Source organism: Sinomicrobium oceani (assembly GCF_900119185.1).
GTDB classification, from domain to species: domain Bacteria; phylum Bacteroidota; class Bacteroidia; order Flavobacteriales; family Flavobacteriaceae; genus Sinomicrobium; species Sinomicrobium oceani.
On the sequence record NZ_FPJE01000019.1, the window covers coordinates 82156 to 92574 of the forward strand.

The window sequence follows — 10419 nt, forward strand, 5'->3', positions numbered from 1 at the left end:
TTCCCGAAGAGCAATAAAAAAATACGATTTTTTCATCGGGAACAGGTACCGTACAAACATCATAAAGCCTATGAACAAAACGTATCATGCAAAGGTCAATAACACCTTCTCCTTTGACGTTGACCTGACTGCAACATTCCCCGATCTGGCGGTTACCGGACCGGACACCTTTCACTTTCTCAAAGATCACAAGCCGGCACAGATAAAAGTTCTGCATCGCGATTTTTTACAAAAAACCTACACGATCCAGGTAAATGGCATCATTCATATCGTAAAGATATCGGACGCTATCGACCGTCTTATCGAAGAGATGGGCTTTTCGGGCAGTGAAGGCGATCATATTTCAGAGATCAACGCACCGATGCCCGGGTTGGTACTCGATATCCAGGTCAAAGCAGGAGATCCCGTCAAAGAGAACGACACCTTGATCGTCCTGGAAGCGATGAAAATGGAAAATGTAATCCTCTCCCCTCGCGACGGGATTATAAAATCCGTAGCCGTGCAGCAGGGAAGCCCGGTAGATAAAGGACAATTGCTACTCGAATACGAATAATCTCCGCCAGGGAATACCCGGAAATCTCGTTCATATCAAGTACAATCAAAAAAAATCAGGAAGTGAAGAAAATATTGATCGCCAACCGTGGAGAAATTGCACTTCGCGTCATGCGTACGGTAAAAAACATGGGACTTTCTACTGTTGCCGTCTATTCGGACGCAGACCGTAATGCACCACATGTGAAATATGCAGACGAAGCCGTATATATCGGGGAAGCGCCTCCCGAAAAATCTTACCTTTCCATAGACCGGATCCTCGATGCGGCAAGACAAACCAAGGCGGATGCCATACATCCGGGATATGGATTTTTAAGTGAAAATGCCGCTTTTGCCGAAAAAACGGAAGCTGCAGGAATTATTTTTATAGGCCCTTCACCGGCAGCCATACGTATGATGGGAAGCAAACTGGCCGCCAAGGAAGCTGTAAAAGCTTACGGCATCCCTATGGTCCCCGGTACGGATCACGCACTGAAAGACCCGAAAGAAGCGGCAAAAGTTGCGGCCGGTATCGGCTATCCGATACTCATTAAGGCTTCGGCAGGCGGAGGTGGCAAAGGCATGCGGGTGGTCAAAACGGAAAAAGAACTCGAACCTCAGATCAAACGTGCCATCAGTGAGGCCAGTTCCGCTTTTGGTGACGGTGCCGTCTTTATCGAAAAATATATCGCATCCCCGAGGCATATCGAGATCCAGATTATGGCAGACCAACATGGAAACCGTATCCACCTCTTCGAAAGGGAATGCAGCATACAGCGAAGACATCAGAAAGTCATCGAAGAAGCACCTTCTTCCGTACTGAACGAAACTCTTCGCACCAAAATGGGAGAAGCCGCGCTGAAAGTAGCGGAAGCCTGTAATTATTATGGAGCAGGAACGGTGGAATTCCTGCTCGACGAAAATCACAACTTCTATTTCCTGGAAATGAATACCCGTTTACAGGTAGAACATCCGGTAACGGAATGGATCACCGGTACCGACCTGGTAGAACTTCAGATCCGCGTAGCCAGAGGTGAAGAACTTCCTGTCCGGCAAAAAGAACTCTCCATCAACGGTCATGCACTCGAACTTCGGGTATATGCCGAAGATCCGCTGAACAACTTTCTGCCCAGTGTAGGACACCTGCAACGGTACGAACTGCCCCGGGGCATACATATCCGCGTAGACAATGGCTTCGAAGCCGGAATGGATGTGCCTATTTATTACGACCCCATGCTTGCCAAGCTGATCACGCATGGTCAAACAAGGGAAGAAGCTCTCCAGCACATGATTGCCGCTATCGATCATTATATCGTAGAAGGTGTAGAAACCACGTTACCCTTCGGCAAATTTGTCTGTAGACACCCGGCATTCCGCTCCGGAAATTTCGACACCCATTTCATTCAGAAACACTATACGCCTGACACCCTTCGTACGGAACAGGAAGATGCTGCGGAGATCGCTGCACTGGTCGCTGTACAGCTATACGCTGAAGACCTTAAAAAATTACGTCTCCCCGGTGTATAATCACCGGCTAAATTATGTTTATACTATGGATTTGGAAATAAAAGATCTCAACGAGAAACTGGCTCAGGCTCTGCAGGGAGGCGGCCGGGAACGAATAGCAAAGCAACATAAAAAAAAGAAACTTACCGCGAGGGAGCGAATAGCATATCTCCTGGACAACGGTTCCTTTGAAGAAATAGGTGCGCTGGTCTTACATCGCACCAAAGATTTCGGGATGGAAAACCAGCAGTATTACGGTGACGGGGTGGTTACCGGGTACGGCACTATAAACCGGCGTCCCGTATATATTTTTGCCCAGGACTTTACCGTATTCGGCGGAGCACTCTCCGAAACACATGCCGAAAAAATATGTAAGGTCATGGATCTGGCCGTCAGTTCGGGCATACCTGTCATAGGACTTAACGACTCCGGAGGTGCGCGGATACAGGAGGGGGTACGTTCGCTCGGAGGATATGCAGACATCTTTTACCGGAATGTACGTGCTTCGGGGGTAATTCCTCAACTATCGGCCATCATGGGACCTTGCGCCGGGGGAGCCGTGTATTCCCCGGCCATGACAGACTTTACGATTATGGTAAAAGACACCAGTTATATGTTTGTCACCGGGCCTAATGTCGTAAAGACCGTGACCAACGAAAACGTAACTTCCGAAGAACTCGGCGGAGCAGGCACCCACGCTACCAAATCGGGGGTTGCCCATGTAACTTCCCATAACGATGCGGAATGTCTTGAAGATCTGAAAAAACTCCTGGGTTATCTTCCGCAGAATCATCGGGAAAAACCGCATTCGTTACCTTTTGAACCCGGCGATGAGATACGCGAAAGCCTGCTTTCCGTTATTCCGGATCACACCAATAAACCCTACGACATGCATCGGGTTATCAGCGGCATTATAGACACGGATTCCTTTTTTGAGATCCATAAAGATTATGCGGACAACATCATCACCGGATTTGCACGACTCGGCGGACGAAGTATCGGTATTGTCGCCAACCAGCCGATGGTACTGGCGGGAGTACTGGATGTGAACAGCTCTAAAAAAGCCGCTCGTTTTGTACGTTTCTGCGACAGTTTTAACATCCCTTTACTCGTTCTCGTGGATGTTCCCGGTTTTCTGCCCGGAACTGATCAGGAATGGAACGGGATTATATCTAATGGTGCCAAACTGCTTTACGCTTTTAGCGAAGCCACGGTTCCACGGATTACGGTAATTACCCGGAAGGCTTACGGAGGAGCATACGACGTGATGAATTCCAAGCACATCGGTGCGGATATGAATTTTGCCTGGCCCAGTGCCGAAATAGCAGTTATGGGTGCTAAAGGGGCCGCAGAGATCATATTTAAAAAAGAGATCGCTTCCGCTACAGATCCGGACGCCAAACTCAAGGAGAAAGAGACCGAATATTCCAGGCTATTTGCCAATCCTTATATAGCCGCCCAGCGAGGTTTTATCGATGAAGTTATCCTTCCTCAGGAAACCAGGCGAAAACTCCTGAAAAGTTTTGCTATTCTGGAAAACAAACTGGTGGAACAACCCAGACGAAAACATGGAAATATTCCGTTGTAACGCGGCGTTACCGGACCAGATTATCATCAACCAGACCGATACCGCCATCGATAAGATGTGCCACCCCGGGCAGATGTGATCCCAGGGCCTCAAGGTATGTCCTAATTTCTGCGGCCAGGGTATCATCGCCCGTATCCTGGACAAGTTCGTATAATTCCACAGCAAGCAACCAATCGTTGGGGTAATTTTTTTTGAGACTTTCAAAAATAGCGGGGATCACGGTAGTGATCTCCTTACCGTTCCGGATATCTCTCACCTTCTGATACAAAGCTTCCAGGGCACGTTCTTCTTCTGTTTTCTTCACCCGGATCGTCTGTTCGGAAGGAACATGAGTAATGAGATCGAAACTTTTGACATCTGCCGGACCGGAAAAAGCCGAAACAACCTTCTTCCCAACGGCCATATCGTAAATTCCCCATGCAGGTTTAAAGAGTACCTCGCCTTCATAGGTTACCGTACAGTTCCTGAAGCTGATCAGTATAATTTTCCCCTGCAGGTTCCGGGTTCCGGTAATGATCTCTCCGGTTACCCTGACCCCGCCCTCGAATTCCAGGGTTACGGTTTTGTCTTCATAAATGTTATAAGCTTTGAGATCACGAGGACTCATGTCTTCTATAGCCAGGTTAATCCCTTTTAATTTCCCCACCGGGCTTCCGAAACCTTCGGCATGATACCGCTCCCCATGCCCCACCAGTTCTTTTTCCCGGTATGCCAGTGCCGTCTGTCCTGTGGTCTTCAGGTATACGGGTTTTCCGTCATGAGATTTGACCTCGGTAAAGATTCCGGATATCTGTATCCCTGTACTCAGTTCTACAGTCCCCAATGCCCCGGAAGTGATCAGTTTTTCCACACTTTCGAGCCCGCCTTTACGGAGTCCCATAGTATTTGCAAATTCTTCAAGCACCTGGCTAAGATGGGCAAAATCGGGGGTTACATACAGTTGAGGCTGCGGTTTGGTAATATCAAACTCACGGTAGGCGGCTTCTATGGTATAGGGAAGCTTTTCTACTTTATCGGTCATACACCAGGCACTTTCTCCTATAGACGACAGAAGGCCCGCTCCGTAAATCCTCGGGTGTTCTACCGTACCGATAAGCCCGTATTCGACCGTCCACCAATGCAGGTTTCGTATCAGGGCCATTTCGCTGGGCACTCCCATGGACTGCTGTAACTCCTCTACCCGGTGCTCGGCCTCCTCGATTTCCTGAGCAGGTGTCCCCGGAGCTTCCTTTATAATAGATAAGTGCCTGATGGCCTCGTACATTTCATAATCTTTCGCGCTCGATATGGCTTTACATCCTATTTCCCCGAACCTTCTCAGATATTCGGCATATTCCGGATTGGCGATGATGGGGGCATGGCCGGCTCCTTCGTGAATGATATCAGGGGCCGGGGTATATTCTATATGCTCGAGCTGGCGGATGTCCGATGCGATGACCAATACGTTGTATGCCTGAAACTCCATAAAAGCAGCTGGAGGAATAAAACCATCGACCGCTACCGCAGCCCAGCCTATTTCCTGCAGAATACGATTCATCCCGTACATATTAGGGATACTCTCTATGGATATTCCGGTTTGTTTCAATCCGTCCAGGTAAGATGAATGAGCCACCCTACTGAGATAATCTACATTTTTCCGCATCACATAGCGCCAGACCGCCTGATTGATGGCAGAATAATCCGCATAATTCTGCGGTTTTATAAATTGCTTCAGATGTGCGGGAAGTTTATCCAGCACGGGGTTGCTTTCATATACCGGAGTCATATCTGTATCGTTTTCGGTTTACCCAAATGTACGAAAAAGGGAAGCAATCTTAATGAAAGGCACCCCGGAATTGCCCCCGATATCTGCGGAGTGAAAAATCTCCCTGAAATTTAATCTTTTTATAAGGTTCTATTTTACTTTTTATACGGAAAAAGCAATTACTTTTGCAACCGAATTAAAAATAATAGCAAACATGGACGCCGGTCCCGAACATTTAAACCGTATCGTTTTCCTGCCTTAGCCATGTACTGCTTTTTCGGTATCGTGTGCTGCAGCAATATGGTACACAATACGAAAAAGTATGATGACCTCACAGCTTCCAAAGCTCTTCCGGGAGTTCCGACACATCGACCAACTCATCGCCGTAACTCCTGAACTGAAAAAAATGCCTGTCATTGAAGTAAGCGAACTACTCTTACTCATCGATGAACATCAACAACTCCGGATACTTTCCTGCTTCTCTCCCAAACAACAGGGCGCTATTGTATCGGACTTCCCGATCCAGAGTCAGATGGCACTGTTCCACGCTTCAAAAACAAGAAGATTTGCGCTGATTTTCGAAAATATGCCCTCTGAGAACCGAGCCGATCTTTTTCCGCATTTCGAACCGCAGGAACAAACCGCAATACTCCCTTTTTTATCCAAGACGGTACGGGAAGATGTAATACAACTAAGTGCATATCCGCCGGAAACCGCCGGCGGCATCATGAGTACGGATTTTGCTACGGTACAACAAAATATGACCTGTGCCCAGGCCATGGAAAAAGTAAGAAGTGATGCACCTTCCAAAAGAACAGTATATTACATCTATGTTGTCAACGATAATCAGACCATGCAAGGTTTTATTACACTTAAAGACCTGATCATGGCAGAACCCTCAGTTAAAGTGAGCGAGGTGGTACACCGCGAATTCATCTTTGTGTATGCCGAGGAGGACCGGGAGAGCGTTGCTCAGAAAATAGAAAAATATGACCTGGTTGCCCTTCCTGTGCTCAATGCAGACCACCAACTGGCCGGAATTGTCACCCACGATGAAGCCCTTGAAATCATCAGGGCGGAACAGACCGAAGATATGGAAAAATTCATGGGGATAATGCCGGACAAGGATGAACTCGATTATATGGCTACATCCAGCTGGAAACATTTTAAAAAACGGGCAGTGTGGATTATTACCCTCGCTGCATTAGGTATCCTTTCAGGACTTATCATACACGGTTACGAAAGCACCCTCGAGAATTTTATTATTCTCGCCCTGTATATGCCCATGGTTGCCGATACCGGGGGAAACTCCGGAAGCCAGGCAGCCACTGTTGTGGTACGTGCTATGGCCCTCGGACAGATCTCGGCAAAAGATTGGTTAAAGATCTTGTGGAAAGAGGCCAAGATTTCTTTATTACTGGCCATTTGCCTGGGGGTACTCGCCTTCGCAAAAGTGCTCTTTCTGAGCTGGGAAACTCCTATCCCCGCCCTGTACAGCCTGAGCAGGATTGCTTTTGCCATTGCCCTGGCTTTGTCTATCCAGGTCATCACCGCTACGATTATAGGTGCAGGGCTTCCCATACTCGTTAAAAGGCTGGGAGGAGATCCGGCTGTTGCCGCAAGTCCGGCTATCACAACCATTGTGGACATTACCGGATTGCTGATCTATTTTGGGGTAACCACTATGTTTTTTGCGTTGTAATGCTTCCGCTTACAGCTTACGGGCACGTAACATTTCTCTTTTTCCCGGAGGACCGGGCAGACGTTCGACCTCGAAACCTACGGCCTGCATAGCCCTCCGGACACTACCTTTGGCCGAATACGTGACCAGCACACCTCCTTGTTTCAAGGCATCGTACATCTTTGCAAAAATCTCCTCGGTCCATAGCTCGGGTTGTACCCTCGGGCCGAAAGCATCGAAATAAATAAGATCAAAGTCATTTTGATCATCTATTTCCGCGAAAGACTGCTGTCTTTTTCGAAGTGAGAACCCCTCAGCTATTTCGTGAAACCCACCCCAGGGTACCCGATGCATTTTTTCGAACACGGCAGTCTGTGTCTCCGCACCGAGCTCCCGGACATAATTGAGCTGCTCCAGTTCTTCTGCCGAAACCGGATAGGCTTCTACACCAGTGTACTCCAGTTTCCCCCCCCGGCCGGAAGCTTCGATATAGGTTATAAAAGCATTGAGTCCCGTACCAAAACCTATTTCCAGGACGGAAGCCCGGTCTTCACCGACCAGGTCCAGTCCGTTTTTTATAAAAACATGGTAGGCTTCCTGAATAGCTCCGTGTACCGAATGATAGTGCTCGTCCCACTCCTCCAGATGTATGGTAGTAGAACCGTCCGCGGTTTTTACGATCTTTCTTTTCAAAACGACTTTATAAGTTTAGATCCGGAAAATTATTCCCTGATAAGTACACCCGTAGCTTCTATAGCATAGGTAAGCTCCGGCTCGGTAATCATCGCTATTTCTTCTTCGGTTTTTCCTGCATCTTCCGCATAGTGACGAGCATCTTTTACCGGCATCTCTTCCACATAAGCCTTTCCTTCGATCACAACTTCTCCGGTGGCATCCTTAGGCACAAAAAAACCGTAATCCTTAAAGCGGACCATCGCCTGACGATCTTCATCGAGTTTCACTTTCATCCAGCATCCTTTTTTAGGACACACTTCCAGGATCGTAGCCGTAAACTTCACCGGAATGGTATCGGTCTTATCCATACGGGTGAACTTACGATTCATTTGCTCTGTACTCCAGTACCCGGCAAGAGTTACGGAATCTCCGTAAGAAGTATATGCCTCCGGTTCTGCGGCTTCTCTACGCACCTCTTTTTTGCAGCTTCCCGTAACCAAAAGGAACAGGATAGCCAGAAAATTAACGACGGTTGATTTCATATTTCTGTTTTTTTGTTTTTTTATTACGAATGCGGTTTCACGCTAACAAAATAAATGAATTTTATGTGTTTTTTTAATTCCGAATACGTATTTATTTAATTACTTTAGCTATAAAATTTATTTGACCATGAAGACAGAAGAAGTTACTCCTATTAAAATTAAAAAAGCGGACAGTTCGAAAATAGAAAAAGTAGATTTTGATCACCTTACTTTCGGAAGTGTTTTCACCGATCATATGTTTGTGTGTGATTATGTAAACGGCAGCTGGGGAACTCCAGAAATTATTCCCTACCAGCCTCTTGTCCTCGATCCTTCTGCCCGTGTGTTTCACTACGCTCAGGCCGTTTTTGAAGGTATGAAAGCCTACAGGGATGACAAGGACGGCATCTGGCTTTTTCGCCCCGATGAAAATTTCAACAGGATCAACAAATCTTCCGTACGTATGGCCATGCCCGAATTTCCGGAAGATTACTTCTTCGAAGGTTTAAAAACACTCCTGAAGCTCGATGAAAAATGGATTCGAAAAGGAGAAGGAAATTCACTCTATATCCGTCCGTTTGTCATTGCCACCGAACCCAGTGTTATGGCATCTCCTTCAGGACAATATAAATTTGTTATCATCTGCTCTCCCGCACAATCCTATTACGGAGGTGAGGTACGCGTAAAAATAGCTGACCATTACAGCCGGTCCGCATCAGGGGGAATAGGAGCCGCAAAAGCTGCTGCCAACTACGGTGCCCAGTTTTATCCTACGAACCTGGCCAATAAAGAAGGGTATCAGCAAGTAATATGGACAGACTCCAATACGCATGAATACCTGGAAGAGGCAGGTACTATGAATGTTTTCTTTCGTATCGGCGACAAACTGCTAACTGCCCCTACCAGCGACAGGATACTGGATGGTGTAACCCGTAAAAGTGTTATCGCTGTGGCAGAAGCCAATGGCATTACGGTAGAAGTAAGACCGGTAAAAGTAGAAGAGATCGTAGCTGCTGCAAAATCGGGAACACTAAAAGAAATATTCGGTAGTGGTACCGCTGCGGTTATCAATCCCGTAGCAGGATTCGGATATAAAGAAGATAAATTTGAACTTCCAAAATCTTCCGATTCCTATGCTTCCATGATAAAAAAGGCCATTATTGATATTCAGTATAACCGCGCCGAAGATCCTTTCGGATGGCGTTATGAGGTTAGATAAGAACCTCTTTTTCGACACAAAATATCATACAGGTTGCGACAAAATCTTTGGATATCGCAACCTGTTTTTTTATTGCTCCAGTATTTTGGCAATGTCCGGCTTAAAATAATCCGGACCTTTCATAACTTTACCGTCTTCCCGGTATATCGGTTTGCCATCCGTTCCGAGCTTACTCATATTGCTCCGCTGTATCTCTTCGAATACCTCTTCGATCTTATGCTGCATTCCGTGCTCCAGTATTGTCCCGCAAAGGATGTATAGCATATCTCCCAATGCATCAGCAACTTCTACAAGATCATTATTTTTAGCAGCTTCCAGATATTCTTCATTTTCTTCGGCCATCAGGTTAAATCTCAGGTCGATCTTCCGGCTCCCTATGTCTGCCCGTGGATTTTCGGCTACCCCCAGCCCGAACGCTTCGTGAAATTCGGCTACTGCTTCGAGTTTTCTTTTCATTATTCTTATGTTTAATTTTTATAATTGTGTGCCCGCGCCTTGATCTTATCCCCGATAATACATGATATCTTCTGAAAATAAGCGTGCCCCGGCTATAAAAAATGGTTATTTTTGCCTAAAAATAAATATATGTTCACAACAGGACAACTCGTATTTACCATTTTTTTTATCATTGCCTTTGTCACTATTATCTATTTCAGCTACAAAAAAGATAAAAGACTGCATGCCAGGCAATACGGAGGAAGCATAAAAATACTAATAGGCTTTATTTTCTTTCTTATCATCCTACTCCTCTTAAAATCGTGGGTAAAATCCTAAATGAGGTCATCTAAACTTTTTAGGTTTATAGAATTTTTTTAGTGCAATAGCCATAAAAGCGAGATAATTAAATCCCTTCCAGCTTGTTGTGGTAGTATCGAACCTGTTGAGCAGAGATCGATAGCTATCCATCCATGCGTTTGTTCTCTCAATGGCATATCGTTCTTCATATAATTTTTC

10 protein-coding genes and 1 pseudogene are annotated in these 10419 nt (G+C 46.3%); 6 read left to right on the top strand and 5 right to left on the bottom strand.

The window, feature by feature from the left end; all coding sequences use genetic code 11:
- Nucleotides 1-70: 70 nt before the first annotated feature.
- From BT112_RS16100 to BT112_RS16110, 3 genes are all read left to right on the top strand, one after another.
- On the top strand, nt 71-553 hold the full coding sequence (locus BT112_RS16100; RefSeq protein WP_072318407.1) for an acyl-CoA carboxylase biotin carboxyl carrier protein subunit: 483 nt from the start codon (nt 71-73) through the stop codon (nt 551-553).
- Nucleotides 554-615: 62 nt separating this feature from the next.
- On the top strand, nt 616-2058 hold the full coding sequence (gene accC, locus BT112_RS16105) for an acetyl-CoA carboxylase biotin carboxylase subunit (RefSeq protein ID WP_072318408.1): 1443 nt from the start codon (nt 616-618) through the stop codon (nt 2056-2058).
- 25 nt (nt 2059-2083) lie between these two features.
- Nucleotides 2084-3625 carry an acyl-CoA carboxylase subunit beta gene (locus tag BT112_RS16110; RefSeq protein ID WP_072318425.1) on the top strand — a complete coding sequence of 514 codons (1542 nt, stop codon included), beginning with the start codon at nt 2084-2086 and terminating at the stop codon, nt 3623-3625.
- A gap of 7 nt (nt 3626-3632) precedes the next feature.
- On the opposite strand, the gene BT112_RS16115 is transcribed toward BT112_RS16110, so the two are convergent.
- Entirely contained in the window at nt 3633-5390 is a 1758-nt protein-coding gene (locus BT112_RS16115) for an aromatic amino acid hydroxylase (protein ID WP_072318409.1), read from the bottom strand.
- A 301-nt stretch (nt 5391-5691) separates the two neighbouring features.
- Between BT112_RS16115 and mgtE the strand changes: the two genes are divergently transcribed.
- A complete protein-coding gene (gene mgtE / locus BT112_RS16120) occupies nt 5692-7071 on the top strand; it encodes a magnesium transporter (protein WP_072318410.1) in 1380 nt (459 codons plus the stop codon).
- 9 nt (nt 7072-7080) lie between these two features.
- Here mgtE and mnmD read toward each other — a convergent pair whose 3' ends face one another.
- Together mnmD and BT112_RS16130 are read right to left on the bottom strand one after the other, a co-directional pair.
- Nucleotides 7081-7743 (bottom strand): tRNA (5-methylaminomethyl-2-thiouridine)(34)-methyltransferase MnmC2, encoded by a 663-nt coding sequence (gene mnmD / locus BT112_RS16125; protein WP_072318411.1) that lies wholly within the window; start codon nt 7741-7743, stop codon nt 7081-7083.
- A gap of 29 nt (nt 7744-7772) precedes the next feature.
- Nucleotides 7773-8267, bottom strand: coding sequence for a DUF4920 domain-containing protein (locus BT112_RS16130; RefSeq protein ID WP_072318412.1), 495 nt, complete (start codon nt 8265-8267; stop codon nt 7773-7775).
- Between the two features lie 127 nt (nt 8268-8394).
- On the opposite strand from BT112_RS16130, the gene BT112_RS16135 reads away from it, so the two are divergent.
- Nucleotides 8395-9465, top strand: coding sequence for a branched-chain amino acid aminotransferase (locus BT112_RS16135; RefSeq protein ID WP_072318413.1), 1071 nt, complete (start codon nt 8395-8397; stop codon nt 9463-9465).
- A 69-nt stretch (nt 9466-9534) separates the two neighbouring features.
- On the opposite strand, the gene BT112_RS16140 is transcribed toward BT112_RS16135, so the two are convergent.
- Nucleotides 9535-9921: a pyrophosphohydrolase domain-containing protein gene (locus tag BT112_RS16140; RefSeq protein WP_072318414.1), complete on the bottom strand. Its 387-nt coding sequence runs from the start codon at nt 9919-9921 to the stop codon at nt 9535-9537.
- A gap of 129 nt (nt 9922-10050) precedes the next feature.
- Here BT112_RS16140 and BT112_RS16145 point away from each other — a divergent pair, with 129 nt between their 5' ends.
- Nucleotides 10051-10239: a hypothetical protein gene (locus tag BT112_RS16145; RefSeq protein ID WP_072318415.1), complete on the top strand. Its 189-nt coding sequence runs from the start codon at nt 10051-10053 to the stop codon at nt 10237-10239.
- Between the two features lie 6 nt (nt 10240-10245).
- Here BT112_RS16145 and BT112_RS16150 read toward each other — a convergent pair.
- Nucleotides 10246-10419 (bottom strand): annotated as a pseudogene (locus tag BT112_RS16150) (IS5/IS1182 family transposase); the annotation flags it as partial.